Raw genomic sequence first — 25,634 nt, 5'->3', positions numbered from 1 at the left:
GCTCACGCCGTTCGCGGAGTTGCGGCCGGAATCAGGAGGCGGCCGGGGCAGGGCCGCCGTTCAGTTCGAAGCCCTTGTAGCCGGCCGCGGCGACCTCCGCGCAGATCTCGTTGTATTTGCCGAAACCACCGATGTAGGGCATGAAAACGCGAGGCTTGCCGGGAATGTTGGCGCCCATGTACCAGGAGTTGGCAGTGGGGAACAACGTGCGCGCGGCGACCTCGTTGCACTCGGTCACCCATTCGCCGACCGATTCCTCATCGGCCTCGATCGTGGTGAAACCGTGCTCGTCGAGGTAGTCCAGGCAGTCGCTGATCCAGTCGACGTGCTGTTCGGCCATCAACACCATATTGGCCAGCACGCTGGGACTTCCGGGCCCGGCGAGAATGAACATGTTCGGGAATCCGGCCACTGCCAGCCCGAGGTAGGTACGCGGCCCCGCGGCCCACTCCTCGCGCAGCTCCCGGCCGCCGCGGCCGCGGATGTCGATGCGCGCCAGCGAACCGGTCATCGCGTCGAACCCGGTGGCGAATATCAGCACGTCGAGGTCGTAGGACGCCTCGGTCGTACGGACACCGGTCTCGGTGATCTCGGCAATCGGGGTGTTGCGCAAATTCACCAGAGTGACGTTGTCGCGGTTGTAGGTGTGGAAATAGCCGTCGTCGGTGACGATCCGCTTGGTGCCGATCGGATGGTCGTTCGGAATCAGCTGATCGGCGACCTGCGGATCGCGCACCATCTCGCGGATCTTCGCCTCGACGTACTCGCGTGCGGTGTCGTTGGCGGCCAGGCTCGTCGTCTGGTCCGGGAAGGCCTTGGCGAACAGATAGCCGCCGCGCTGCCACCATTCGTCGTAGATCCTGGTCCGCTCCGCGGGGTCGACCTCGAGCGCCCCCTTCGGGTGCGGGCTGTTGGGGGTGCCGCCACCGCTGCTGCGCGACAGTCGCCGCCGTTCGGAGTAGTTGGCCTTCACCTCGGCCACGAAGTCCGGGTCCAGTGGCCGATTGCCCGCCGGAATCGAATAGTTCGGGGTGCGCTGGAAGACATACAGGTGTTCGGCCTGCTCGGCGAGCACCGGGATGGCCTGAATGCCCGAGGAGCCGGTGCCGATGACGCCGATCCGCTTACCCGTGAAATCAACCGGATCGTGCGGCCATTCGCCGGTGTGGTAGCTCTCCCCGGCGAAGGTGTCGCGGCCCGGGATGTCGGGCTTGTTCGTCGCCGACAACACCCCGGTCGCCAGAATGCAGAAGCGCGCGGTCACGGTGCGGCCGGTGTCGGTGGAGATGGTCCAGCGCTGGGTCCGCTCGTCGTAGACGGTCGCGGTCACCCGAGTGAGGAAGTCGTAGGCCGAGCGCAGATCGTGCCGGTCGGCGACGTGTTCGAGATAGCGCAGGATCTCCGCCTGGGTGGCGAACCGTTCCGACCAGGTCCACTCCTGCTGCAGTTCGTCGTCGAAAGAGTATGAGTAGTCGATACTTTCGACATCACAGCGTGCACCCGGGTATCGGTTGTGGTACCACGTTCCGCCCACGCCCTCGGCGGATTCGAAGCCGTGCACGCGCATGCCGCGCCTGCGCAGTTTGTACACCGCGTAGAGCCCGGAGATCCCCGCCCCGACGACCACGGCGTCGAAATCGCTGTCCTGATTTGTCACTGGATTCACTTCCCTCGAAGAGGTGATCGATTGAGCCACACCGTAAGTGGCGTACTTCCCCCGGAAACGACGCGTTCCCACCCAGCGGGCCGGCCGGGCCCGCAACACCGCTGAGTGGGATCGACGTGCGCGACATCGACCAGCGCACGCCTGTCGCGACGCCGGTCGCTGCCCGTCATACGGCGGCGGACGCCTGCTGCGCTTCGGCCTGCTGAGCCTCCTTCAGCTGCCGGGCCCACATCCATTCGTGGCCCCAGTAGCTGTCGGCGGTGATCTCCTCGGCGGTGTAGTAGGTCTCGTCGACCAGTACGCCGCCGGTGCCGTACTCGATATCCCAGCCGCCGGGCACCCGCACGTAGAACGACACCATCTTGTCGTTGGTGTGCCGGCCCAGCGTGGAGGACACCGGGAAGTCGCGGGCCATCACCTGGTCGTAGGCGCGTCCTACCGCATCCAGTTCGTCCACTTCGACCATCACGTGGATCAGACCGGGGTCTCGGCCCTCCAGGCTCGGCATGATCGCCAGGCTGTGATGGCGCTGGTTCACACCGAGGAACCGGATCCGCTGGGGCGGCGCATCCGGCGGCGATGGCATCCGGAAGGCGCCCCGCGGCAGGAAACCCAGCGTTTCGGTGTAGAAGGTGTAGGACTCTTCGAAGTGGGTGGTCGGCATGACGACATGCCCGAGGCCCTGCGCCTCGGTGATGAAGCGCTGGCGGTACTTCGTCAGCACCGGACTGTGTTCCAGCACCGGCCCGTGGAAGAACTCGAGCGGCGTGCCGCCGGGGTCCTCCATGCAGAAGCCCGCCTCGACCTTGCGCCGATCGGCCAGCTCCTGCGACATGGGCGTGCACTCGAATCCGGCCGCTTCCACCGTCGCGGCCAACCGCCGCAGCGCGGCGCCGTCGCGGACCTCCCAGCCGACCGCGCTCACACGGTCGACCTCGGCATGCTCCACGGTGATGCGCGCGGGCCGCTCGTCCATCCGGAAGTGCAGCGCATCGGCCTCGACTCCGAAGCCGGGAGCGAATCCCAATACGTCGAAACCCAATTCGCGCCAGCGCTCGATATCGGTGGCGAGCACTCGGACGTATCCGAGTCCCTTGATTTCGGTCATCGGTGCAGGTGTTCCTTTCCGGAAACGGGTCAGATCATCACGCGAAGCGGGCCCTGCGGCACCTCGACACCCAGCGAGGCCATCGCCGCCGCGTGATAGGTGGTGCTGCTGACGTGGATCGCGTGATGCAGGCCGGCATGTGCGTCCCGCCAGAACCGCTGCAAGGGCTTGTCCATCCGAAGGGCGTTGCCGCCGGCCCGGTCGAAGATCTCGTCGGCGGCACGGACCGCACGCCAGGCCGCACGCACCTGGTCGCGCCGCACCCTCGCCCGGGTCTCGAAGTCGATTTCCTCGCCGGCGTCGACCATGTCGTAGATGCGGTCGACGTTGGCCAGCAGCTGCTGGCGGGCGGCATCGATCTCCGACGCGGACTCCGCAAGTGCGTGCAGCACATAGGGGTCGTCCTTGACGAGTGTGCCCGCCGCGCCGACCCGGTCGCGCTGATAGTCGATCCCGGCGGCCAGGAGTCCTTCGCAGATACCGATCGTCGCCGACGTGATGCCCAGGGGGAACATGGTGGACCACGGCATCTTGTACAGCGTCTCGGTGACCCCGTACTCCTTGGCCGCCGTGCCGTCGATGACCTTCGCCGAATCCATCACCCGGTAGTCCGGAACGAACGCGTCCTCGACGATGATGTCCTTGCTGCCGGTGCCACGCAATCCGACGACGTCCCAGGAGTCCGGAACGATCTCGTAGTCCGACCGGGGCAGGATCACATGCAAGCCCTGTGGCGGCATCAAGGGCTTGCCGTCGTCGCCTCCGACCAGCGCGCCGAGGAAGATCCAGTCGCAGTGATCGGTGCCGGAGGAGAACTGCCACCGGCCGTTGAGGACATAGCCGCCGTCGCGAGGCACCGCCACGCCGCCGGGCATATAGGGCGACGCCTGCCACGTGTCACCATCGGCGCCGAGGACCTCCTCTTGCACCTTCGGATCGGCGAAGGCCAACTGCCACGGATGAACCCCGACGATGCCGCCGACCCAGCCGGCGGAACCGTAGATACTGGCGGTCTTCATCACGGTTTCGGCGAACACCCGCGGATGCGCCTCGAAACCGTTGTACTTCTTGCGCTGCAACAGCCGGATCAGTCCGGCATCCTCGAGGCCCTTGGCCATATCGTCGGGCAGCCGGCCGAGCGACTCCCCTTCTTCGGCGCCGGCGCGGATCTCGTCGGCGATCGCGATGATGTTGTCGAGCACTGCGTAGGACATCTGAGGTACTCCTGGTCGAAGCTGGAAGGGCTGAATCTGGCTCAGGAACCGGTAACCGCTTCCGAGCGGCCGGACGACAACTTGGGGGCGATGGCACTGCGTCCGGCGGCGAGGTTGGCGTCCACCTCGGCCTGCCAGTTCCGCAGTGCGCGTTCGGTATCGATCTCGAATTCGAATCGGTTGACCATTTCCGGCTTGATGTCCTCGACGTCGACGTAGAACTGTTCGTACCAGCGGCGCAGCTGATAGACGGGCCCGTCCTCCTCACACAGCAGCGGATTGTCGATGCGCGCCTTGTTCTTCCAGATCTCGACGTCCTGCTCGAAGCCGATCGCCACGCCCTTGGCGACCGCGGCCGCGATCTGGTTGGCGGCCTCGTCGTCCATTCCGACCGGCTTGCGCACCATCACCCCGTACTGCAACCGGAACGAGGTCGGGGTGACGGGGTAGTGGCAGTTGATGAGGTAGATATTCGGATCACTGCCCGGATCCACCCCTCCGCTCCACAATTTGTCCACCATGTAGGACGGTCCGTAATACGTTGCGTCCGACTGGCTTTCGAGACTGTAGTTGGTACTCTGACTGACTCCGACGGCATCGGCGCGGGGCCGTGAACGCATCAGCTGGTTCGCGGTGTGTCCCTCGAACACGTTGCGGAAATACGTCGGCATGCCGTAGTGGACGTAGAAGAAATGAGCCATGTCGACGACGTTGTCGACGATCTCGCGACAGTGCGAGCCTTCTACGTCCACGTGGTTCCAGACCCAGTCCGTCCAGCCCGGATCGCCATAGGTCGGCACCTCCGGCACCTCGAGCTCGGCGGGCGGTGTGCGGCCCTGCGGGTCGTTCCAGACGAACAGCTGGCCGCTGATCTCCCTGGTCGGCCACGCCTTGGTCCGCGCCAGCGGCGGAACCCGCCGCGCATAGGGAATGCCCGCGCACTTGCCGTCGCCGCGCCAGCGCCAGTCGTGGAACGGACAGGCGATGTCATTCCCCTTCACCGTGCCCTGGGCCAGATTTCCACCCATGTGCGGGCAGAAGGCGTTGAGCACGTTGAGTTTTCCATCCTCACCGCGGAACACGACCAGTTCGGTGCCGAAGGCCGAGATCTGGTGCGGCTGCCCGTCGTCGAAGTGGAGGACCAGACCCAGACAGTGCCAGCCGCGAGCGAATCGCTGCGGCGGTACACCGCTGTCGATGACGCGGATCTTGTCTTTGGCGTCGGTCGCGGAATTCACACGATACCTCCTGGTCAGACGGTTGCGATCAGGCAACCTTTCGCGGTGGGATCAGCGTCGCAGGCGGCAGGGATGATGTGACGTGGGTCTCCTGCTGAATGGGACGGTTTTCTCCTCGATCCGGCGACGACGCCGAGCCGGCGCGCCTCCGGTCAGTATTCGATCGAAATTTCGTCGCTCACCGGTTCGGCCTGACACGCCAGGATGTAGCCGTCGGCGAGGTCGTCGTCGGTCAGAATCTCGTTGTGCGCCAGGTTCACCCGCCCCTCGGTCAGTGAACAAACGCAGGCGCTGCACGCCCCCTCGCGACACGAATACGGCGCCTCGATCCCGGCCGCGAGCAAGGCGTCGAGGAGTGTGCGCCCGGCCCTCCACGGCACCTGATGGTCGGCACCGTCGATCGACACGTGCACCTGACAGACGACCTCGCCGGAGCCGGCCGACTCGTTCGGAACATCGGCCGCGAAGGGATCGCGCTGCAGGGACAGGAAGCGCTCGGAGTGCACGCGCGCGGCAGGGAATCCCGCTTCCGCGCATACGTCGGCGGTGAGGTCCATCAGCGGTGTGGGGCCGCAGATGTAGACCGATCGGTGGCGCAGCGGGCGCAGCAGTATCGACAGCGCCCGGCGACTCGGGTAGCCCTGCACCGACTCCAATATGTGGATCACCGAAAACCGTTCAGGAAAACAGCTTTCCAGCTCGCGCAGCTCCGCCGCGAAGATGACCGAATCCTGGTCGCGATTGGCGTAGACGAGGACCACGTCACCCGCACCCCCGGCCAGGATCGATTTCACGATCGCGATGACCGGCGTGATCCCGCTGCCGCCCGCCACCAGGACCACGGACTCGTCGAGGGAGGCCGGTACGAAAGTGCCGGCCGGCGGGAGCACCTCCAGTTCGTCACCGATGCGCACCGTGTCACAGAGCCAATTCGACCCGTGGCCGCCCATGACCCGTTTGACGGTGAACTTCATCGCCGAGTCGGTATGCGGCGAACTCGACAGGGAATAGCACCGCGCCGAGCCGGTACCGATATCCGGAACCCGGACGGTGAGAAATTGCCCCGGGCGATAGTTCGTTGTCATCGTGCCGGCCAGCGGTTCGACGACGAACGAACGCGCGTCGGCGGTCTCTTCGACGATCTCGGCGATCCGGACCCGGGCGGTGCGAGTTTCCGCCGTAGCTTCCGCCGCATCGGCGCGGGACGCCGGATCGGAACTCGTCTGCGTGGACATTCGCACTCCTGGTTGTGGTCAGCACTACGCGCCCGGATGCGAGACCCGGGCCACGGAAGGCTATGCCGCGAAAATCGTCCGAAAGACGCGATTTCTCGCTCATCGGGAAGGTGGGTCGATGCCGATCCCGTATCCGTGCGATCGTCGGGCCCGCGCTCGTCACGGGCTGTTCGACGTGCACATGCACGTGGTAGTACCGTGGCGAGCATCACAGCAACGTGGCTGGTGGGAGGTCTGGTGAGAACAACAAGCACTGCCGGGGTCCCGGTGTCAGTGGTCGAGCGGGTATCGCTGGTGCTGGAAACCTTCAATGGAGTAGGGCCGCTGACCCTGTCCCAGGTGACCTCCCGCACCGGTCTGCCCCGATCATCGGTGCACCGGCTGCTCGAACAACTCGCGAGCGCGGGCTGGCTCGCGCGCTCACCCGAACAAACCTACGAACTCGGCGTCAAAGCCTACGAGATGGGACAGGCGGCCCTGAACCAGAATCGTCTGCTGCAAGGGGCACGCCCGGTGATGCAGGCGTTCGCTCAGCAGACCGGGTTCACCATTCAGCTGGGCGTGGTCGACCATGGTGACACCGTCTACCTCGCCAAAGTCAACGGACGCGCGTCCGGGCCCACCCCGACCGCCGTGGGACAGCGGGTGCCCGCCCATCTGACCGCGGTGGGCAAGGCACAGATCGCATTCGGCGAGGCGACGAACAATCCCCACATCGTGCAAGCCCTGCAGCACACGTCTACCGGTGAACTCGTGCGGCGCACTGCGCAGAGCATCACCTCCGACGCCCGGCTGGAGGAGGAACTTGCCGCCATCCGGGAGCGCGGTGCCGCGTTCGATCGCGGAGAGGCTTTCGCGGGGCTCGGTTGTGTGGGGGTATCCATCGGCCCGGCCGACCATATCTACGGCAACCTCGCCGGGATCTCCGTCTGTGCGTCGGTGACCGCGCTCGACTACCGCAAGCTGGTCGGTCCGGTCCGGGTGGCAGCGCGCGAGATTTGGGACCGCTGCGTCGCCGCCGACCTGGCGTCGCACTGAGGCACGATCACCGGAACGGTACCGACGATCGCCTGCGGAAGGCCCGTCAAATCTGTTGCATAGGAAGGGATTCGGTACTGATCGAGCGGACCCGAGCTGCTGCCACTGTCGGCCAGCTCGTGCAGGTAATCGATGTCGTCGCGCAACAACATCGCGCCGATGTTGTTGCGCGACGACATCGGCGCGTCCGGCATCGACACGATCGACGCGGCGCCCATGTCTCGATCCAGCCCCGGATACAACAGAACTTGGGCCAATTACGCCGGGCCGCCGCGGTAGGAAGTGGCGAGCTCCCACCACTGGTCAGGAAGCGGTCGACTCCGCGCCGTCGAGCCGGTCGGCCATTTCGGCCACGGCACGATAGGCCATGACCATGCCGGAGCCCAGCGGCACGCCCGGCCCCGGATAGACCGGCCCGGCCACCGAGGCAGCGGAGTTTCCCGCGGCATACAGGCCCGGGACGACCGTCCCGTCCGGTCGCTCGACAGCACCTTCCGTGGTGATGACCGCTCCGCCCTTGGTGCCGAGATCGCCCAGCACCAGGCGGACCGCGTGCAGCTGGGATCCGTCGAGGGGGCGCAGGCACGGTTCCGATGTTGTCGCGCCGACGAAGAACCGGCCGAACGGATCCTCGCCGCGGCTGAAATCTTCATCCCGGCCGCGCTCGGCGAACTCGTTGAACCGGCGCACCGTGGACGCCAAGGCCGCGGAATCCACGTCGATGGCGGCGGCGAGTTCGGCGATGTCGCCGGCCGTGTGCCACAGTCCCGCGTCGGTCAGCTCCTCTCGGCCGGGGGCCGGCACACAGATGGCGGGCAGGTCATCGCCGAAGCTGTTGTCGAACACGAACCAGAACGCATCGCCGTGCCCGAGTTGCATCCGCTCGCGCATCGCCCGGCCCATCCGGTCGTACGGCAGCATCTCGTTCGCGAAGCGCTGCCCGGTGCTGTCGACGATGATTCCGGCCCGCACCCCGAGCGTGAATGCGGCGTGCCCGTTGGGGAACAACGTGGCCGGGCACCACCATGATTGGTCCAGCAGATCTGTTGCGGCACCAGCGGATTCGGCGAGCGTGAGCGCATCTCCGGAACCGGTGTCGGGGTGTGAGGAACTCCAGTCGGCGGTCGGCATGTCCTGCCACTTCGCCCGCAAATGCGGTGCACGCTCGAAACCGCCGGCCGCCAAGAGCACCCCGGCCCGCGCCTGAATACGGCTCTGGTTGCCGTCCGGGCCGGTCACGACGACGCCGGTGACCCGACCGTCCTCATCCTGGACGAGAGCAGTGACAGGGGTCGACAACCTCAGCTCGGCGCGTCCGGAGGCGTCCAGGGCAAGAATCATGCGGGCGATCCAGGCCTGGCCGCCATCGAGCATCGACCGATCGATGTCGATCCCGAACTGGTCGGCAGGCACCATCGGCCGGATGTCGTCGAGCCGGTCGCCGACCTCCTCCGCCGCGATCGGATGCGCGAAAATGCTGCGCCCGTTGGCACTTCGCCCCGGTGCGTCGAAGTAGTCGGGAAATGGGCGATGCTCCAGTGGGATCCCGACGGTGTTCTCCAGAAAATCGGCGACAACCGGGCCGGTCTCCAGATACGCGCGCTGCACTTCCGAGCGGGTGCGGTCACCGACCAGTGCCGAGAAGTACGTCAGGCCCTTCTCGACGGAATCGTCCACTCCCTGCCGTTCCAACACGTGGTTGCCCGGAAGCCACACGCTCCCACCGGAATACGCGGAGGTGCCTCCGAAGCGGTCGGTCTTCTCGATCACACACACCGACAGCCCACGGTGCGTCGCGGCCAAGGCACCCGCCAGCGCGGCGCCACCCGATCCCACAACCACAGCGTCATAGGTACTGCCCCAGCTCATCGCCACCTGCACTCCATCTCTCCGGTCCGGGCGTGACCGGCGCCACGCTAGACGGCGTGCGGAACCGTCACGCCCGGCCTTCCCGCTCAGCGGTCGGATGTTTTCCCGGTGGAGCTGACGACCTCGACGAGGTAGCCGTCGGGGTCGCGGACCTTGCCGATCGTGCGGCCGCCGAATCGAGCCAGAGTTGTCGCCGGCATCTCCTCGGCGCCGCCGTGGGCGCATGCCGCCATCAGCAACCCCGCGACGTCCTCGGTGTTGACCACCAGCTTCGTGAACATCGTGCCGTGGTTGGGTGCCGCGGGATTACCGTGCGGGGCAATGAGTTCGACCCCTGCTGTTCCGGCCCGCAGAATCACCGCGTCGAAGGTGTCGGTGGAAAACGACGTCTCTTCGACGAACCCACACGCGTTGTAGAACTGCGTGGACCGAACAAGATCGGTCACGCGGATCGCGGTGAGGGAGAGAGTCACAGGAGCCGTGGGCGTGCCGCTCATCGAGTCTGCGACCCACCGTTGAAGTCGAGGGTCTGTCCGGTCATGCCCCCGGCCTCGTTCGACGCGAGGTACGCACAGAACGCGCCGACCTCGATGGGGTCGCCGAGGCGTCCGATCGGAATGCCGGCGATCAGTCGCTCCAGGTAGTCGGGCGCCATCTTCTCGACGAGGTTGGCCTGCAGGCCGAGCGCGACGATATTGGCCGTGACGCCGTACTGGCCGGTCTCGGCGGCGAGATGGCGGATGAACCCCTCGATACCGCTTTTGCCGGTCGCGTACATGGAGACGTTGATGTTCTGGCCGGTACGCGCACTGCCCGACGAAATCTGCACGATGCGGCCCCAGCCCGCGTCGCACATCCCGTCGATCACCGCTTTGATGCAGTTCATCGCGCCGTAGATGTTGAGTTCGATCGATGGCGGCCACTGGTCCGGGGTCAGCTCCCGAAACGGCTTGGCGACCCGCGCCTCGGCGATCCCGGCATTGTTGACCAGGATGTTCACGTGCCCGCCCACCTCGGCCTCGGCCGAGCGCACGGCGTCGACCGTCGCCTGATAGTCGGTGACATCGAATGCCCTGGCGATCGCCTTGTTGCCCTCCTCGGCGATGGCCGCGGCCACACGCTCCGCGCGCTCGGCGTGCAGATCGTTCACCACGACCGTCGCCCCCTGACGCGCGAGCACCGTCGCGATTCCCTCCCCGACGCTTTGTCCCGCCCCGCTCACCAGGGCGATTCGCCCATCCAACTCGAACACGAGTTCACCTTTCGTCGATACCGCCACCACATCTCAGGGATGGCGACCTGTCCTTTGCACACTCGCCGAGCGGGGTACAGATTGTCAATCATTATTGGATCTTATTTTGGATCCAATCTGCTAGCGTGTCCCGCATGACGTCCGACATTCCCGTCGGCGCCCCGTCCGAACCGCCGGTCCGTACCGAGTTCACCGACGGGGTCGCCACTCTGACCCTGAACAATCCGCGGCGCAAGAATGCGATCAGCCTGGAGATGGCCGCGCTCATCGACGACTTCTGCGCGCGCGTGGAGACCGACGCCGATATCGGGGCGGTCGTGGTGCGTGCGGCCGGTACGTATTTCTGTAGCGGGGCCGATACTCGCGATCTGGCGGCGTCGTCGGCCGATCCGGCCTCGCCGGAGGCGGTGCGCCGCACCTCCGCGGTCTACGGCTCCTTCGTCCGGGTGGGATCACTGCCGGTTCCCACCATCTCGCGCGTGGTCGGCGGCGCCGTCGGCGCGGGCTTGAATCTCGCACTCGCCACCGATCTCATGGCCGTCACCCCGCAGGCCCGGCTCGACAGCGGTTTCCTGGCCCGCGGAATCCACCCGGGCGGTGGACATCTGGCGTTGCTGGGCCGCGCGGTCGGATGGTCGGGCACCATCGCGCTGGCGGCGTGCGGGCACTCGCTCACCGGAACCGAAGCGGTGCAGCGCGGGCTCGCGCACCTGGTGGCGGAGGAAGCCGATCTCGACGCTCGAATCGCGGAGCTCACCGGCCCGCCGGCCGCGGACCCCGAGCTGACTCGGCGCATCATGGCCAGTGCACGCCTGGAACTCGGGCCTCCCGCGGTGAGCTGGGCCTCGGCGCTGGAAATCGAACGGGGCGTGCAGATGTGGTCGATGTCGCGCAAGGGCGAAGGAGCCTGGTCGTCGCGGGGACCGGGACGATGACCGCCGCTGCCGGCAGCCGGTCCCAGGTCCGTCCCGCCGATGCGGCGCGGCTGCGCGCCGAAGTGCGCGCGTTCCTGCGCGAACAACTCGACAGCGGCGTGTTCACCCCGGCGCCCGACAACTGGATGAGCGGATTCGATCCCGCGTTCAGCGCCGAACTCGGCCGCCGTGGCTGGCTCGGTATGACCATGCCCGAACGCTATGGGGGACACGGTCGTTCACTGCTCGAACGCTTCGTCGTCACCGAGGAACTGCTGGCCCACGGGGCGCCCGTCGCCGCGCACTGGATCGCCGATCGGCAGATGGCGCCGGGCATCCTCGCCAACGGCACCGAGGAGCAGAAGCAGCGCTATCTGCCCGGAATCGCTGCAGGTGAGCTGTTCTTCGCGATCGGTATGAGCGAACCGGACGCCGGTTCGGATCTGGCCGCCGTGCGCACGAAGGCGGTGGAGCGTCCCGACGGCGCGTGGACGATTTCGGGCACGAAGGTATGGACCACCGGTGCACACGTCGCCCATGCCATGGTCCTGCTGGCCCGCACCGACGGTGGTCCCGGTGACCGCCACAGCGGACTGTCCCAGTTCCTGGTGGACCTGTCCACGCCCGGCATCGAGGTGCGGCCACTACAGAGCATCGACGGCGGCCGGCACTTCAACGAGGTGGTCTTTCACGACGTGCATGTCGGCGCGGACGCGTTGTTGGGGCAACGCGGCGCGGGATGGGCGCAGGTGATGAGCGAGTTGGCCTACGAGCGCTCGGGGCCCGAGCGCTATCTGTCGACCATGCCGCTGCTGCGCGCATGGGCCGAGGAACTGCGCCGCTCGGGAGCCACGCCGCGGCAACGGACCACCCTCGGCGCGCTCACCGCGCAGGCCTGGGCCCTGCGGCGGATGTCGCTGGCCGTGACCACCGAACTCGCGGCCGGACGCAAACCCGATGTGCTCGCCGCGATCGTCAAGGATCTCGGCTCGAGTTTCGAAGGCGATGTGGTGGAGGCCATTCGCGCCTGCACGGATAGCGAACCCCGCCGCAGCGGCGGCGACGGTTTCGCCCGGTTGCTCGCGACCGGTGTGCTGCATACACCGGCATTCACGCTGCGCGGCGGCACGAACGAGATCTTGCGTGGAATCGTCGCGCGCGGAATGGGATTGCGATGACCTATCCGAATACCGAACTGATCGCGGCGGTCACGGACATGATCGACCGCATCGGCATCGAGACGACCACGCCCGCTGCCGCACCCGACCGTGCTGTCTGGGACGCACTGGCCGACGCGGGCTTCACCGAGATCGGCATCCCCGAGACCCAGGGTGGAAGCGGCGGCACATCCGCCGATGCCTTGTCGGTGGCGCACGCCGCAGCCGAGCGCGGCGCGATCACCCTCCTGATCGAGCACACCCTGCTGGCAAGCCCGCTGCTCGCGCACTGCACCGGCACCACGGCCGCCGAGCCCAGCACCGTAGTGATCGCCGACGATCGTTGCGGCACACGCGAAGTGGACGGCACCACCGTCCTCGACGGCATCGTCACCGATGTCGTGCACGGTCGTGACGCAGCCCGTTTGGTCGTCCTGCTCGAGCCGCCGACCCCGGCCGCGCTCCCGTCGATCGCGATCGTCGCCACCGACGCGACGGGCGTGCAGGTGCAGCCCGGCACCGATCTGCTCGGCGCCGCCCTCGACGACTACCGGTTCGACGCGACACCCGTCGATCTCATTGCCGAATCTCCCATCGGCGCAGACGAACTCGAGCAGCGAGGCGCCCTGTCCTATGCTGTCGTCCTGGCCGCCGTAGCCGGTACGGTGCGCGAGGCAACCCTGCGCTACGCCGGCGAACGTACCCAGTTCGGACGTCCGCTCGCGAAATTCCAAGCCGTTCAGCAACGCCTCGCGGGGCTCGCCGCCCGCGCCGCGCTGATGCAGACAGCAGCCACCGCCGCGACCGAGGCACCCGTGGCCGACCCGCACCTGCGCCGGGCAGCGATCGCCGCGGCGAAGGCGGTGACCTCGGCATCGGCTCGCGAAGTCGCGGCCGCCGGGCACCAGATCCACGGGGCGATCGGATTTACCAGCGAACACAACCTGGGACGGTTCACCACGGCGCTGGGGGCCTGGCGGGACCGTTACGGCTCCGAAGAGTACTGGTCCGAGGTCCTCGCCGGGCAGATCCTCGACGAGGGCACAGACCTGTGGGACGTCGTCGTCGGCGCCGAGTCGACCGGCGAACCCACTGTCGCAGAAGGGAATTCCCGATGAGCATCACCCCACCCGCCCCGGTCGAGGCCGACGACGAGTTGCGCATCGACGGCCGGGCGGCATGGCGTGCCGCCGACACCGCGACCGGCAACGGAGTGCTGACCGGGCTGCGCGTACTGGACCTCAGCCGTGTCCTGGCCGGACCGTATACGGCGCAGATGCTGGCCGACCAGGGCGCCGAGGTCCTCAAGGTGGAGGCGCCGGCCGGTGACGAAACCCGAGGCTGGGGGCCACCGTTCGTGGATTCCGGTACGAGTGCCTACTACGGCAGCCTCAACCACAGCAAGGACAACATCTGCCTGGATCTGCGCACCCCCGAAGGACGCGAGATACTCGGTCACCTCATCGCCGGCGCCGACGTGGTGGTCGAGAACTTCAAGGCCGGCACGATGGCACGCTGGGGATTCGATTTCGACACCGTGCTCAGCCGGCGGTATCCGCGGCTGATCTACTGCCGGATCACCGGATTCGGTGTCGACGGCCCGATGGGCGGACTTCCCGGCTACGACGCGGTGCTGCAATCCTTCGGCGGGCTGATGAGTATCAACGGCTATCCCGACGGGAACCCCCTGCGTGTCGGCGTGCCGATCGTCGATATCGTCACCGCCAACCTGGCCGTCAACGGCATCCTGCTGGCGCTACTCGAGCGCGACCGCAGCGGGCACGGGCAACTGGTCGATATGGCGTTGCTGGACGCGGTCATCTCCGTCTTGCATCCGCACGCGGCCAACTGGATCGCCAGCGGATCCGTCCCCCGGCGGACCGGCGATTTCCATCCGACCGTGGTCCCCTATCAGGTGTTTCGGGCCGCCGACGGCGACTTCTTCGTCAGCGCGGCCAACGACCGCCAATTCCGTTCGCTGACACAGACTCTCGGTGTGCCGGAGCTCGCCGACGAACCACGCTTCGCATCCAACGCGCAGCGGTACGCGCATCGGGAGGAACTCGTCGCACTGCTCGGCGAACGGATCGCGACGTGGCCCCGGGCCGAACTGGCCACCCGGCTGGAGCAGGCCGGTGTTGCGGCAAGCTCGGTGAACACTGTCGACGAGGCATTGCAGTCGGCGCAGGCCCGGCACCGCGAGCTGTTCATCGAGGCGCCGGACTATCGCGGCGTCGGGGTACCGATCTCGCTCAGCCGGTCGCCGCACCGCCGCCCCCGCCCCGCGGTCGCCCGCGGCGCCGACACCATATCGGTGCTGACCGCGATGGGTTACCCCGCTGAGCGAATCGGTGTCTGGCGCTCGGCTGGTATCTTCGGTGACCCGTGAGCAAACCGACTGAAAGCCCAGCCCCGACGAGCCGCGAAGTCGGCCCAGCCGCCGGGCGGGTGGTCGCGGAACTGGAGCGGCTGATCGTGACCGGGGAGTTACTGCCCGGCCAGCCGATCCGCCAAGTACTCATGGCCGAACGCCTCGGAGTCAGCCGGTTGCCCATCCGCGAAGCCCTGCGCCATCTGACCGCCGAAGGCCTGGTGGCACACGAGCCCAATGTCGGCTACACGGTCGCGCGGCTGCAGCAGTCGGACTTCGACCAGATCTACCTGATGCGCGCCGCCCTGGAACGCGAGGTACTGCTGTCGCTGCCCGCCTTTTCCGCCGACGCTCTCGCGGAAGCCACCCGCGCCGCGCACCAGGTGGTCGAAGCAGCCGAACAGGGTGATGTACTCGCGATGCGGATGCACAATCACGCCTTCCACTTCGTGATCTTCGAACGATCCCCACTGAATCTCGTCGTCGCCGAGATCCGCCGGCTGTGGACTCTCGCGATGCCCTACCACGCCGCCTATCTGTACGACCCGGCCGCGCGCGCCCGCGTCGTGGCCGAACACGACCAGATGATCGAAGCGTTGACCCGCCACGACAACGAACGGCTCGTCGAGTTGATGAACGAGCACCGCCGCGGCGGGGAGACCAGCACCGGGATGATGTTGCGCGCTACTCGAACCGGCGCGCCTCCCCTACCTCCCGAGGAGTGAACCGTGACCGCATCAAGCGGGTACAAGCCCTACCAGTTCGCCTGGGATCCCGACGTCGAAGTGATTCTCGAGCGAGTCCGCGCGAACAAGACGGGCCCCATGCACGCCGCCGGAGTCGACGCCGCACGCCGGTCCCTCGAATCCATCGTGCGTCCGCCCGGCCCCGACATGCGCACCGTGCGCGACGCCACCTTCGACGGCCCGCACGGTGCCGTCCCGGTGCGGGTCTACCATCCTCTGACCGCACCGGAATCCGATGCGCCCGCCCTGGTGTGGTTCCACGGCGGCGGCATGATCATGGGCACATTGCAGTCCTTCGACCGCCTCGCCCGCGATATCGCCGACGCGACCGCAGCGGTGCTGTTCAACGTCGACTACCGCCTCGCACCGGAGTACCGCTATCCCGTCGCCAACGACGAGGCGTACGCGGCGCTGTGCTGGGCCGTCGACACCGCATCGAACTGGGGCGTCGACGCGACCAGGATCGGCGTCGGCGGAGACAGCGCCGGCGGCGGACTCGCCGCCGCCACGACACTGCGCAGCCGCGACGACAACGGCCCGGCCATCGCGCAGCAGGTGCTGTTCTACCCCGGCGTCGAGCGCCGCACCGACCGCCCCTCGATGCGCGAGTTCGGCAGCTCCCCCTTCCTCACCGCCGAGGACATCGACTGGATGAAGAGCCTCTACCTCGGCCCCGATCCCTCGACCGACGACGCCTATGGCGTTCCGGCACTGGCGAATACGCTCGCCGACCTGCCCCCCGCGATCATCGCCGTAGGCTACGCGGACCCGATCCGCGACGGCGTCGAAGCCTACGGCGACCGGCTCCGAGAGGCAGGCGTGCCGACTGTGCAACTGCGCTATCCGGGTGTGGGACACGGATTCGCGATGCAAGCGCCGTCGGTGGCACGGGGGCGGGCGGCGATCGCGGAAGTGGGCGCGCTCGTCGCTGCCCGCTTCCGGCAATCCCGTTGATGCGGCGGGGCCATTTCAGGCTGGTCAGCGGGCGCTGAACCCGCGGAAACGCCGGAGGTAGCCGACGATCTTCCGGACCGGTACGGCGCGCGGCCAGTCGTCGGCCCGGAAGTATGCGTCACTGCCGCCGTCGACGAAAACCACGCTGCCGCAAAGGAACCGCGCTGCATCCGACAGCATGAACAGCACCCAATCCGCCAGGTCGCCGGCGTCGCCGAAACCGCCGATCGGCACCGGGAACTGGCGGATGGCCGCGGCTTCCCGTGGAGTGGCGAGTTGTTTTTCCAGCAGCGGCGTCAAGATGGCGCCCGGCGCCAGCACATTGAGCCGGATCCCTTCGCCCGCCCAAGCGGCGGTGACCGCGTGGCGCCGGACCCAGCGGCTCACCGCGATCTTCGACGCCGCGTAGGCGAAAGAAGGCGCGTTCCGGCCGAATATCCGCACCGCGCGCAGAGCCTTGTCGGTATCCCCCGCCAGCAGCGCGCGGATCGCCCGGCCAGGGACCGCGGGCGTAGTCGTGGTCGCGTTGCTACCGAAGACCACAACCTTGGCATCGGTCGCCGCAGCCAATAGCGGCCGCCAGCCGTCCAGCAATTCGATCACGCCGCGATAGTTCACCTCGTAGATCAGGCGCGGGCGGTCCGCACCCGGAGCAGGGCCGACCCCGGCTGCCAGCACAGCACCGTCGAGGTGGCCGTCCACCACGGCGAGAACGCCATCGACAGCCGCGCGCCGGCCCTCGGTCTTGGACAGATCGGCGACCACGTCGGCGTCGCGCAGGTCGACCCCGACCACGGTGTGGCCATCTCGACGAAGCTTCTCCGCCACCGCTCGTCCCATTCCCGATGCCGATCCGGTCACGACATAGACACCCATCGCTTGCCTGCTTTCCGCTCTGCCTACTACCACTTCTGCGACTCCGCGCAATATTGACACACTATGCCAAAAATGGTGAACTTGAACCATGCCCCCGAACACCGCAGCTAGGCGCGGGCGCGGGCGTCCGTCCGTGTTGGACACCCACGCCGTCGCCGAAAGCGCGCTTCGCCTGTGGTCCGAGCGTGGATACTCGACGACGAGCTGGAGCGATCTGGCGGATGCAACCGGAATCAGCGCCCGAACCCTTCTGCGCCACTTCACATCTCGTTCGGATATCGCCTACCTGGGTGTCGAACCGGCTACGAACAGGCTTAGCGATGCCCTCGACAACGCAACGGACGAAGGCGACCCCTCGGCCGTCATCCGCCTAGCAGTCGTCGAATCGGTCTCGCACGACCCGCGGATCAGCCGGATCGCGCCACAGTGGTTGCGCCTGATCTCCGCCGAACCGGAGCTCGCCGCCATCGCGCCGCTGGCCTACCGGCCCTGGATCGACACTCTGGCGACATACATCTCCGGTGTCCTCCCGGATGCACCACTGGCGATCTGCCGCGCGCTCGCTACCGCCTACCAGGCCGCTTCCTTCGCCGCACTGGTCGAATGGGCCGATGCCGGCGCAGAGGGCGACTGCGCGGATGTGGTCGAGGAGATGTTGCGCTGGATGGATATTCACGCTCCCGTGGATGTCCGGGGCGACCGCAGCACTCCCGCCACCAACCAGCCCTGACAAGGAGTTCCACCATGTCCGTCACCCCCATGCCCGCGCCCACACCCCCGGATCCTTTGGCGCCGGCCACCCTCGGCCCGATCCGGTTGCGCAACCGCGTGATCAAGTCCGCCACCTTCGAGGGGGTCACCACCGACGCCCTGGTCACCGACGCGTTGATCGATTTCCACGTGGCGGTCGGCGCGGGTGGGGCCGGCATGACCACCGTCGCCTACCTGGCGGTCTCGCCCGAGGGCCGCACCGAACACGACCAGATCTACTGGCGCCCCGAGGCACTTCCCGGGCTACGACGACTCACCGAGGCGGTGCATGCCACCGGCGCCGCGATATCCGCGCAGATCGGGCACGCGGGTCCGGTCGCCAACTCACGTTCCACCGGTCTGCCCTCGCTGGCCCCGTCGACGCGACCGAATCCGTTGTCGATGAGCCTGGATCGCGCCGCAACCGAAGCGGATATCCGGCGGATCATCGACGATCACGCTCGCGCGACGCGGTACGCGATCGAGGTGGGATTCGACGCGGTGGAGGTCCACCTCGGTCACAACTATCTGGCCAGCTCGTTCCTCAGCCCGAAGATCAACCGCCGCAAGGACTCCTGGGGCGGCCCGCTCCCCCGTCGCGCGGAGTTCGCCCGCCGAATTCTGCAGGCGGTACGCGGGGCAGCGGACGGACAGATCGCGGTGCTGGCGAAAATGAACATGGCCGACGGCGTTCCCGGCGGTCTGTGGCTCGATGAATCCCTGGTCTTCGCGCAGATGGTGGAGGACGACGGCCATGTCGACGCGTTGGAGCTGACCGGCGGGTCCTCGCTACTCAACCCGATGTACCTGTTCCGCGGCGATGTACCGATCCGCGAAATGGCCGAGACCCAAAGCGGTCTGGTGAAACTGGGCATGAAGATGTTCGGCCGCTTCGTGTTCGAGCACTACCCGTACGAACCCCTCTACTTCCGTGACTACGCGCGCCAGTTCCGCAACGAGCTGGACATGCCGCTGGTGCTGCTCGGTGGAGTCACCGACCTCGCCGACATGAACACCGCGATGAGCGACGGGTTCGAGTTCGTGGCGATGGCGCGAGCGCTGCTGCGTGAGCCGGATCTGATCAATCGCCTCCGAGCGGAGTCGTCGAAGAAGTCGCTGTGCGTCCACTGCAACCTGTGCGCAGCCAGCATCTTCACCGGCACGCGTTGCCCGTTGGTGAGCACCGACGTCCGGAGCGATGGCACCGACGCGAAGCCAGTCGGTCTGCCCGTGTGACACGTTCGGTAGATCTCCCATCGCCGAGAACCTCTCGGCGATGGGATGTTTCGACGAGTCCGGCGCCGAGCTACAGGCCCGCAATGGCCTTCACGGCGGGTGTGCCACGACGCTCAGGACCACAATCCAGCACACGGCAAAGGCGGCAGATCGCGGCACACGTCGTCGTCGACGGTGACCATGACATCAGGCGACAGCTGCGTCAGCGCGCACGCCACGTCGCGTGCCTGCTCAGCGCTCGCCTTGTAGTCGAGCCTCAACGCACCGGCTTCGATGCGGATGTGACGCAACCGCGACATCACTCGGCCGTGGCTCGAGATCAGCTTTGCCATAACACATTTCCGAACAATTGCGAGGTGCGTGGCTGCTCTATTCTCAGGAGCATCACCCGTAGGACAGGTGTCGGCGGCGCCGGTGAGGGAGGGCTTGTGGCCGCCCCCTCACCGGCACCGCGGCGCATACCTAACTCCGGATGGGAGCCAGGAGCTTGTTGAGCGGGACGGCCGTGTCCGTCAGGTCCTTCGGCCCCGGCCGATGCCCGCGGCTCAGCGCCGATCGCAAGGCCACGAAATCCGCTGGGGAGTTGAGGCATTCGGCGGCTGTCAGCGCATCGTCGGTGAAGTACAGCGCTACCCGCCGATGCGGACGCTGCGGGTCGGTACGAACCAGCATCGACGTGTGCCCACCGATGAGGCCGGCGATCTGCAACTTCTGATCGCCCTGATCCGACCAGAACCATGGGGCGGGCCGCTGCGGGCATGGTTCGCCCAGCAGCACCGCAGCAGCCGCATTGGCCTGCTCCACCGCATTGTCCACCGATTCGAGCCGGTAGCGAGCGCCGGACTCGGATACATGGGTGGTGCAGTCGCCGATGGCGAGAGTCCACCCGTCCGATGCCAGACAGTGCCGGTCCACGAGGATGCCGCCGTCGCAGTCGAGTCCGAGTTGTTCGGCCAGCTCGGTCCGGGCCTCGGCCCCGATCCCCACGAGGACCGTCGCGGCCGGGATTTCGCGGCCGTCGTCGAGCCGCACCGCATGAATCCTGTTGTCACGGTGCTCGATCGACACCGGCAGCGCTCCCAGCACCACGTCGGTCGCCATCGTCCGGTGAGCGGCGAGCAGGGCCGCGGCGGTGTCGGCGCCCACCGCCCGCGCGAGTAGCCGCTCCCCTGCCTCGATCACCGTCACCTCGGCTCCGAGTGCCCGCGCCGTCGCGGCGACCTCGAGACCGACGAAGCCGCCGCCGACGACCACGACGGGCCCGGCCGGCACCCGCGCGGCGAGCGAACGGGCATCGTCGAGGTCGCGCAGCACCAGCACATCGGGATGATCGGCGCCGGGCAGCGGCAAACGCCGCGGGCGAGCGCCGGTGGCCAGCACCAGCCGGTCGAATTCCCGGATCGAATTCTCACCGTCGCGGGTGAACCGCACCTCGACGCCGGCCGGGGTGCGGCTCAGGTGCGTAACCCGGGCACCGATGAGCAGTTCGATTTTCTGGTCGCGGTAATAGTCCGGCTCGCGCAACAGCACCGAGTCACCGGTGGCCTCACCCTTCAGCCACGCCTTCGACAGCGGCGGGCGTTGATACGGCAGATGTGGCTCATCCGAGATCAGGGTGAGCTCACCGGTGTAGCCCCCGGCGCGAAGGCGATCGGCGAGCTGCACCCCGGCATGTGCGGCGCCGACCACCACCACGCTGTGGGGCGGCGCCTGCACATCGGTCCCGTTCTGCGATTCGGTCATCGTCAGACCTGTTCGTCGGGAATGGTCACGTGCAGATCGACGCCGTCGGACAACGTGAGCTGGCACGACAGCCGCGAATTGTCCTCGCGATCGGAGGCCGTGCAGTCCAGCATCTCGTCCTCGTCCTCGGACGGATCGGCGAAGTATCCCAATTCGCCTGGCTCGAGATATACGTGGCAGGTCGCGCACGACAACGTTCCGCCGCATTGGCCGACGATGCCGTTCACACCGTTGCGGACCGCGGTCGACATCACCGAATCGCCGACGGCGCCGTCGACGACCCGCACTTGGCCGTCGGGCTGGGTGTAGAACACTTTGGGCATCGGCACGCTCCTACCAGGTGACCGGCAGATCGACGATCGGCTGGGTGAGGTTGTCGTTGTCGACGATCGCCTCACCGTGCAGGGTCAACCCGGGCAGCCGCTTGAACAGCTCGGCCAGCCCGACCTGCATCTCCATCCGGGCCAGGGGCGCGCCCAAGCAGTGGTGCAGCCCGTAGCTCAGCGTCAGATGCGGGTTGTTGCTACGCCGGATATCGAAGACGTCGTCGTGTTCGAGAGCCACACCGTCGTGCGCCACCGCCGCCGGGTCGACCATCACGGCCTCACCGCGCGCGACCAGCTGACCGTCGATTTCCACATCCTCGGTGGCGACGAACGGCACCAGGCCGCCACCACCGGCGACCTTGTCCCCCAACGCCATTCGACCGTGGCGCAGAATCTCCTCGACGGCGGTGGGCGCCATGCCGTCCGGATCCTGCAGGAACAACTCGAGCTGGTCGGGGTTGCGCAGCAGCGACAGCACACCGGCGCAGATGAAATTCGCGGTGTTGTCGAATCCGCCGATGATGAGCACCAGCGCGATCGGCAGAATTTCGCCGTCGGTGAGGCTGTCGTCCTTGTCGCGGGCATTGGCCAGGTCGCTGAGCAGATCCTCGCGCGGGCTCTTCCGGCGTTCCTCGATCAGCGCCATCATGTACACGACCAGTTCGGTCATGTTGGCGACGACGTCTTCCTCGGGCATATTCGCCACCGCGAGAGTCGCCGAACTCCACTTCTGGAATTTCGGGCGGTCCTCCGGCGGTACCCCGAGCAGATTGGCCAGCATCTGGATCGGCAGGGCGACGGCATAGTCGTGGACCAGGTTGGTGGGCGCACCCTTGGCGACCATCTCGTCGATGAGATGGTTGGCGAACTCGACGGCCGAATCCCGCATCGCCTTCACTCGCTTGGGCGAGATCGAGCGCTGCACGAGCTTGCGCAGTTTGGTGTGATGCGGCGGGTCCTCGAATTGCAGTGTCGTCCTGAGGAAGTCGGGGAATTCCACGAAGTAGGGAACCACCCGTTCGCCGGTGCGGAACGGTTCGCGCACGAACCGCCCGTCACTGAGCATCTCGCGGGCGGCCGCGTTGCGGTGGATGACCCACACGTCGCCGCCGAAAGGCATCGTCATCTTGGTCATCGGCCGGTCCGCGGCGATGGCCCGGTAGCGATCGATGGCGTCCTTCGGCGGCACCGGATCGAAGGGGTAGTCGGTCGGGCTGACCGTTTCGGTTGTGCTCATGAGCAGACTCCAGTCGGGGGCTGTCGAAGGTGTTCAGGACACCGGCATCTGGGCCGGCGCGACGACCTGCGGCAAGGCGTCGGGGGTGATCGCCATGATCTGGTCGAATCGCTCGGCGACGCTTTCGGTCGTCAGGCCGGGGTCGTGGATGCCGACGGTGTTGACCAGTGCCAGCCGGTTCACGATGCCGCCGGCCACGTTGAACACCTCACCGGTGACATCGCAGCTCGGGTGCAGCAGGTAGGCCACCACCGGTGCGATGTGCTCGGGCAGCAGCGAGGTGCGCATGTATTCCATGATTTCCGGCGACAAGGTGTCGGCGGCCGCTTCGGCCATGCGGGTACCCGCCCCGGGAGCGATGGCGTTCACCTTGATGCCCTTGTCCAGCCCTTCGAGGGCGAGGTTGCGGGTCAGGCCGAACACCGCGCCCTTGGAGCCGCCGTAGTGCGACATCCCCGGATTACCCAGCATCGCTTGCGAAATGGTGTTCACGATCCGCGGCGAATCGGCCCGCAGCAGGTGCGGCCAGGCCGCCCGGCACACGCGCAGGGTGCCGAAGTAGTGGACGTCGAGGTGGCGCTGATACTCCTCGTCGGGCACCTCGTCGAACGGCGCGGTGCGGACGATGCCCGCGTTGTTCACCACGCCGGTGAGCCCGCCGAAGGCCGAGACCGCCGCCTCGACCAGGGCGCGGGCGCCGTCCTCGGTGGACACGTCGGCGGCGCATGCCACCGCTGTGCCGCCGGCGGCGGTGATCTCGTCGACCACCTGCGCGGCCGGATCGTCACCGTCCACGCCGGAGCCGTCGATGCTCGCACCGAGGTCGCCGACCACGACCGAGGCGCCGCGCGAGGCGAGCAGCAGCGCGTGGGCGCGGCCGATACCCCGGCCCGCGCCGGTCACGATGACGACGCGATCGCTGAAATCCAGTGTTGCCATAATCTTTTCCTCGAGCTCTGTGAATTCGGTGGGTATCGGCGGGATTCAGGGACGGGTGTCGCCGCCGTGCTGCGGAACGTCCGCCACCCAGATACCACCGAGCGCTTCCCGAGCGGACTTCTCGAAATCGAAGACCTCGTAACCGGCGGTCAAGTACAGGGTGCTGCGCTCGGGACCGCCGAGCAGGCAGGCCGAGGCGATGCCGTTCTCCAACGGCAGCGAGACGGCGTCGGTGATGCCTTCGTCGGTGAACCGCGCGACATATCCGCCGCCGGGCATGGCCGCCCAGACCCCGCCCTCGGCGTCGAGGGCGATACCGTCCGGCATGAACGGGCAGGTGGCGAACTCGCGCGGATTCGACAGTGTGCCGTCGGCGGCGCGATCCATCACGGTGATCTTGAAAGCCATCACCTCGGCGGTGTAGACCCGGGTCCCGTCGGCGCTGACGGCAATCCCGTTGGCGCACAACAACGGACCGACCTTCTCGGGAGTGCCGACGGTGCCGTCCGGTTCCACCACGATCAGCGGTGACGGAACGGGATCCTCGCCCTTGAACAGATCGAAGCCGAGTTGGGTGATGTAGGCGCGCCCGTCGGCGTCGACGACCATGTCGTTGGCCGCGGCCGAGCAGTGCTCGGAGATGTCGGCGTACACCGACAGGTCCTCGGGCCCGCCCCCGCCGTGGATCAGCACCAGCTTCTCGTGCATGGACACCACGATCAGCCGCCCGTCGGGCAACCAGCCGAATCCGCCCAGCACGATCGGAACGTCGGTTTTCGCCGCCCGTGCGTTCGCGTCGACGACGACGGTGGCGTTGCCGGCCCCGTCGAGGGTCTTCAACGTTCCGGTGTACATATCCGAGAACCAGAAGGTGCCCTCGTGCCAGCGGGGGCACTCCGGCCAGGAGTATCCGGTCGAGATCCTGCGAGCCTCGTAGGTCGGAGCTTTCGCCGCCTCGACGGCGGCGGCGACGGTGTCGACGGGATTGGTCATTGTGAGGCCCTCCAGCAACGGTGATAGGGACGGAAAGTTGTTGCAGCCGTGGCATTCTCGGCTCCACAGCCCACGTGAGCCACGACTACCGACGGATGCGAAGGCGGTGGCCCGAGAGACCAGGTACACCCGGTTCACGGCGGTGAACTGGGTCACAAGCACGTGGCATGACAGGACGATAGGTTTCCGCGATCGGCGCCAGTCGACGCCCTCCCATTCAGCGGGAGAGGTCGTCAGAACCCGTCCGCGTACCGCGCCGCGATGCGCTCCCACACGGTCGGGTCGGTGCGGGGACCACCCGGAGTGGACGCGCCGTAGCGCTCGATCTCGGCGGCGAGATCGAGCGGAGCGGTCGGCGGCGTGCCCGGTGCCAGAGCCTGCTCGACACACTCGTCGGGCACCAGCCAGCACACCTCGAATTCGATCCCGTCGGGATCGCGCCCGTAGAGAGCCTTGGTGGAACCGTGGTCGCCGGCGCCGGTCAATGCCCGTGCCGCCACGAGACGTTCGTGCAGTGCCGCGAGTTCGGTGAGGGTGTCGACCTCCCACGCCATGTGATAGAGGCCGACAGCGCCGGGCACCGGCGTCGCGCGGTTCCGGGATTGGAACAGACCGAGGTCGTGATCGTTGGCCGAGTCCGCGTGGCGCAGAAAGGCGGCACCGGCAAATGCGCCGGGAAGCCGCCGGAACCCGAGGACGCCCTCGTAGAAGTCCAGGCTGCGCCGCAGATCCGAGACGTAGAGCACGACGTGATTGATCCCGCGCATACCCG

The 25,634-nt window shown here is 67.3% G+C and carries 25 protein-coding genes and 1 pseudogene; 9 read left to right on the top strand and 17 right to left on the bottom strand.

All coding sequences use genetic code 11. The features are described from left to right. Positions 1 to 31: 31 nt before the first annotated feature. From C8258_RS05175 to C8258_RS05155, 5 genes are all read right to left on the bottom strand, one after another. Entirely contained in the window at positions 32 to 1,657 is a 1,626-nt protein-coding gene (locus C8258_RS05175) for an NAD(P)/FAD-dependent oxidoreductase (RefSeq protein ID WP_106954174.1), read from the bottom strand. 175 nt (positions 1,658 to 1,832) lie between these two features. After that, positions 1,833 to 2,774 (bottom strand): VOC family protein, encoded by a 942-nt coding sequence (locus tag C8258_RS05170; RefSeq protein WP_106954173.1) that lies wholly within the window; start codon positions 2,772 to 2,774, stop codon positions 1,833 to 1,835. Between the two features lie 29 nt (positions 2,775 to 2,803). After that, positions 2,804 to 3,988 carry an acyl-CoA dehydrogenase family protein gene (locus C8258_RS05165; RefSeq protein WP_106954172.1) on the bottom strand — a complete coding sequence of 395 codons (1,185 nt, stop codon included), beginning with the start codon at positions 3,986 to 3,988 and terminating at the stop codon, positions 2,804 to 2,806. 41 nt (positions 3,989 to 4,029) lie between these two features. Continuing rightward, positions 4,030 to 5,226 (bottom strand): Rieske 2Fe-2S domain-containing protein, encoded by a 1,197-nt coding sequence (locus tag C8258_RS05160; protein ID WP_106954171.1) that lies wholly within the window; start codon positions 5,224 to 5,226, stop codon positions 4,030 to 4,032. A 152-nt stretch (positions 5,227 to 5,378) separates the two neighbouring features. Further along, on the bottom strand, positions 5,379 to 6,461 hold the full coding sequence (locus C8258_RS05155; protein WP_106954170.1) for a ferredoxin--NADP reductase: 1,083 nt from the start codon (positions 6,459 to 6,461) through the stop codon (positions 5,379 to 5,381). Positions 6,462 to 6,698: 237 nt separating this feature from the next. On the opposite strand from C8258_RS05155, the gene C8258_RS05150 reads away from it, so the two are divergent. Continuing rightward, complete coding sequence (locus C8258_RS05150) at positions 6,699 to 7,499, top strand: IclR family transcriptional regulator (RefSeq protein ID WP_106954342.1); 801 nt, start codon at positions 6,699 to 6,701, stop codon at positions 7,497 to 7,499. A gap of 17 nt (positions 7,500 to 7,516) precedes the next feature. Here C8258_RS05150 and C8258_RS33105 read toward each other — a convergent pair. The 4 genes and pseudogenes from C8258_RS33105 to C8258_RS05130 form a co-directional block, all read right to left on the bottom strand. Beyond that, positions 7,517 to 7,753 (bottom strand): annotated as a pseudogene (locus C8258_RS33105) (hypothetical protein); the annotation flags it as partial. Between the two features lie 49 nt (positions 7,754 to 7,802). Continuing rightward, positions 7,803 to 9,368 carry an FAD-dependent oxidoreductase gene (locus tag C8258_RS05140; RefSeq protein ID WP_106954341.1) on the bottom strand — a complete coding sequence of 522 codons (1,566 nt, stop codon included), beginning with the start codon at positions 9,366 to 9,368 and terminating at the stop codon, positions 7,803 to 7,805. 86 nt (positions 9,369 to 9,454) lie between these two features. Continuing rightward, positions 9,455 to 9,865 carry a VOC family protein gene (locus tag C8258_RS05135; protein ID WP_106954169.1) on the bottom strand — a complete coding sequence of 137 codons (411 nt, stop codon included), beginning with the start codon at positions 9,863 to 9,865 and terminating at the stop codon, positions 9,455 to 9,457. Next, the gene (locus C8258_RS05130; protein ID WP_106954168.1) at positions 9,862 to 10,620 is read right to left on the bottom strand and encodes an SDR family NAD(P)-dependent oxidoreductase; all 759 of its coding nucleotides are present in this window, start codon (positions 10,618 to 10,620) and stop codon (positions 9,862 to 9,864) included. Before C8258_RS05130 ends, C8258_RS05135 begins: the two co-directional genes overlap by 4 nt. Positions 10,621 to 10,754: 134 nt before the next feature. On the opposite strand from C8258_RS05130, the gene C8258_RS05125 reads away from it, so the two are divergent. From C8258_RS05125 to C8258_RS05100, 6 genes are read left to right on the top strand one after another with little or no spacing between them, the layout of a single operon-like run. Continuing rightward, positions 10,755 to 11,555 (top strand): enoyl-CoA hydratase-related protein, encoded by an 801-nt coding sequence (locus C8258_RS05125; RefSeq protein WP_106954167.1) that lies wholly within the window; start codon positions 10,755 to 10,757, stop codon positions 11,553 to 11,555. Next, positions 11,552 to 12,712 carry an acyl-CoA dehydrogenase family protein gene (locus C8258_RS05120; protein WP_106954166.1) on the top strand — a complete coding sequence of 387 codons (1,161 nt, stop codon included), beginning with the start codon at positions 11,552 to 11,554 and terminating at the stop codon, positions 12,710 to 12,712. Before C8258_RS05125 ends, C8258_RS05120 begins: the two co-directional genes overlap by 4 nt. Then, positions 12,709 to 13,809 (top strand): acyl-CoA dehydrogenase family protein, encoded by a 1,101-nt coding sequence (locus tag C8258_RS05115; RefSeq protein WP_106954165.1) that lies wholly within the window; start codon positions 12,709 to 12,711, stop codon positions 13,807 to 13,809. Before C8258_RS05120 ends, C8258_RS05115 begins: the two co-directional genes overlap by 4 nt. Continuing rightward, positions 13,806 to 15,080, top strand: a complete 1,275-nt coding sequence (locus C8258_RS05110) for a CaiB/BaiF CoA-transferase family protein (RefSeq protein WP_106954164.1) — start codon at positions 13,806 to 13,808, stop codon at positions 15,078 to 15,080. Before C8258_RS05115 ends, C8258_RS05110 begins: the two co-directional genes overlap by 4 nt. Next, positions 15,077 to 15,787, top strand: a complete 711-nt coding sequence (locus tag C8258_RS05105; RefSeq protein WP_106954163.1) for a GntR family transcriptional regulator — start codon at positions 15,077 to 15,079, stop codon at positions 15,785 to 15,787. Before C8258_RS05110 ends, C8258_RS05105 begins: the two co-directional genes overlap by 4 nt. A gap of 3 nt (positions 15,788 to 15,790) precedes the next feature. Further along, positions 15,791 to 16,762: an alpha/beta hydrolase gene (locus tag C8258_RS05100; protein WP_233224882.1), complete on the top strand. Its 972-nt coding sequence runs from the start codon at positions 15,791 to 15,793 to the stop codon at positions 16,760 to 16,762. A 24-nt stretch (positions 16,763 to 16,786) separates the two neighbouring features. Here C8258_RS05100 and C8258_RS05095 read toward each other — a convergent pair whose 3' ends face one another. Beyond that, a complete protein-coding gene (locus tag C8258_RS05095) occupies positions 16,787 to 17,638 on the bottom strand; it encodes an SDR family oxidoreductase (protein ID WP_106954162.1) in 852 nt (283 codons plus the stop codon). Positions 17,639 to 17,771: 133 nt separating this feature from the next. Between C8258_RS05095 and C8258_RS05090 the strand changes: the two genes are divergently transcribed. Both C8258_RS05090 and C8258_RS05085 read left to right on the top strand, forming a co-directional pair. After that, a complete protein-coding gene (locus C8258_RS05090) occupies positions 17,772 to 18,368 on the top strand; it encodes a TetR/AcrR family transcriptional regulator (RefSeq protein ID WP_233224881.1) in 597 nt (198 codons plus the stop codon). Positions 18,369 to 18,382: 14 nt separating this feature from the next. Beyond that, on the top strand, positions 18,383 to 19,624 hold the full coding sequence (locus C8258_RS05085) for an NADH:flavin oxidoreductase (RefSeq protein ID WP_304598371.1): 1,242 nt from the start codon (positions 18,383 to 18,385) through the stop codon (positions 19,622 to 19,624). Positions 19,625 to 19,737: 113 nt separating this feature from the next. Here C8258_RS05085 and C8258_RS05080 read toward each other — a convergent pair whose 3' ends face one another. The 7 genes from C8258_RS05080 to C8258_RS05050 form a co-directional block, all read right to left on the bottom strand. Then, positions 19,738 to 19,956 (bottom strand): hypothetical protein, encoded by a 219-nt coding sequence (locus tag C8258_RS05080; RefSeq protein ID WP_106954159.1) that lies wholly within the window; start codon positions 19,954 to 19,956, stop codon positions 19,738 to 19,740. A gap of 130 nt (positions 19,957 to 20,086) precedes the next feature. Continuing rightward, positions 20,087 to 21,367: an NAD(P)/FAD-dependent oxidoreductase gene (locus C8258_RS05075; RefSeq protein WP_106954158.1), complete on the bottom strand. Its 1,281-nt coding sequence runs from the start codon at positions 21,365 to 21,367 to the stop codon at positions 20,087 to 20,089. Positions 21,368 to 21,369: 2 nt separating this feature from the next. Continuing rightward, positions 21,370 to 21,690, bottom strand: coding sequence for a 2Fe-2S iron-sulfur cluster-binding protein (locus tag C8258_RS05070; protein ID WP_106954157.1), 321 nt, complete (start codon positions 21,688 to 21,690; stop codon positions 21,370 to 21,372). A gap of 10 nt (positions 21,691 to 21,700) precedes the next feature. After that, positions 21,701 to 22,930 (bottom strand): cytochrome P450, encoded by a 1,230-nt coding sequence (locus C8258_RS05065; protein WP_106954156.1) that lies wholly within the window; start codon positions 22,928 to 22,930, stop codon positions 21,701 to 21,703. A 33-nt stretch (positions 22,931 to 22,963) separates the two neighbouring features. Further along, complete coding sequence (locus tag C8258_RS05060; protein WP_199195592.1) at positions 22,964 to 23,869, bottom strand: SDR family NAD(P)-dependent oxidoreductase; 906 nt, start codon at positions 23,867 to 23,869, stop codon at positions 22,964 to 22,966. 45 nt (positions 23,870 to 23,914) lie between these two features. Continuing rightward, complete coding sequence (locus tag C8258_RS05055; RefSeq protein WP_106954154.1) at positions 23,915 to 24,862, bottom strand: SMP-30/gluconolactonase/LRE family protein; 948 nt, start codon at positions 24,860 to 24,862, stop codon at positions 23,915 to 23,917. A gap of 233 nt (positions 24,863 to 25,095) precedes the next feature. Next, positions 25,096 to 25,629, bottom strand: a complete 534-nt coding sequence (locus C8258_RS05050; RefSeq protein WP_106954153.1) for a VOC family protein — start codon at positions 25,627 to 25,629, stop codon at positions 25,096 to 25,098. Between the last annotated feature and the right edge of the window lie 5 nt (positions 25,630 to 25,634).

It is taken from the genome of Nocardia sp. MDA0666 (assembly GCF_003023875.1).
In the GTDB taxonomy this organism is placed as follows: Bacteria; Actinomycetota; Actinomycetes; order Mycobacteriales; family Mycobacteriaceae; genus Nocardia; species Nocardia aobensis.
Note: the sequence above shows the minus strand (reverse complement) of the source record. Positions and strands in the feature narration are given on the sequence as shown.

Coding starts and splice junctions, on each gene's coding strand:
- C8258_RS05095 (WP_106954162.1), bottom strand. CDS start 17,638: ATGGGTGTCTATGTCGTGACCGGATCGGCATCGGGAATGGGACGAGCG.
- C8258_RS05140 (WP_106954341.1), bottom strand. CDS start 9,368: ATGAGCTGGGGCAGTACCTATGACGCTGTGGTTGTGGGATCGGGTGGC.
- C8258_RS05070 (WP_106954157.1), bottom strand. CDS start 21,690: ATGCCCAAAGTGTTCTACACCCAGCCCGACGGCCAAGTGCGGGTCGTC.
- C8258_RS05120 (WP_106954166.1), top strand. CDS start 11,552: ATGACCGCCGCTGCCGGCAGCCGGTCCCAGGTCCGTCCCGCCGATGCG.
- C8258_RS05085 (WP_304598371.1), top strand. CDS start 18,383: ATGTCCGTCACCCCCATGCCCGCGCCCACACCCCCGGATCCTTTGGCG.
- C8258_RS05055 (WP_106954154.1), bottom strand. CDS start 24,862: ATGACCAATCCCGTCGACACCGTCGCCGCCGCCGTCGAGGCGGCGAAA.
- C8258_RS05065 (WP_106954156.1), bottom strand. CDS start 22,930: ATGAGCACAACCGAAACGGTCAGCCCGACCGACTACCCCTTCGATCCG.
- C8258_RS05050 (WP_106954153.1), bottom strand. CDS start 25,629: ATGCGCGGGATCAATCACGTCGTGCTCTACGTCTCGGATCTGCGGCGC.
- C8258_RS05170 (WP_106954173.1), bottom strand. CDS start 2,774: ATGACCGAAATCAAGGGACTCGGATACGTCCGAGTGCTCGCCACCGAT.
- C8258_RS05060 (WP_199195592.1), bottom strand. CDS start 23,869: ATGGCAACACTGGATTTCAGCGATCGCGTCGTCATCGTGACCGGCGCG.
- C8258_RS05165 (WP_106954172.1), bottom strand. CDS start 3,988: ATGTCCTACGCAGTGCTCGACAACATCATCGCGATCGCCGACGAGATC.
- C8258_RS05080 (WP_106954159.1), bottom strand. CDS start 19,956: ATGGCAAAGCTGATCTCGAGCCACGGCCGAGTGATGTCGCGGTTGCGT.
- C8258_RS05135 (WP_106954169.1), bottom strand. CDS start 9,865: ATGAGCGGCACGCCCACGGCTCCTGTGACTCTCTCCCTCACCGCGATC.
- C8258_RS05110 (WP_106954164.1), top strand. CDS start 13,806: ATGAGCATCACCCCACCCGCCCCGGTCGAGGCCGACGACGAGTTGCGC.
- C8258_RS05155 (WP_106954170.1), bottom strand. CDS start 6,461: ATGTCCACGCAGACGAGTTCCGATCCGGCGTCCCGCGCCGATGCGGCG.
- C8258_RS05075 (WP_106954158.1), bottom strand. CDS start 21,367: ATGACCGAATCGCAGAACGGGACCGATGTGCAGGCGCCGCCCCACAGC.
- C8258_RS05115 (WP_106954165.1), top strand. CDS start 12,709: ATGACCTATCCGAATACCGAACTGATCGCGGCGGTCACGGACATGATC.
- C8258_RS05125 (WP_106954167.1), top strand. CDS start 10,755: ATGACGTCCGACATTCCCGTCGGCGCCCCGTCCGAACCGCCGGTCCGT.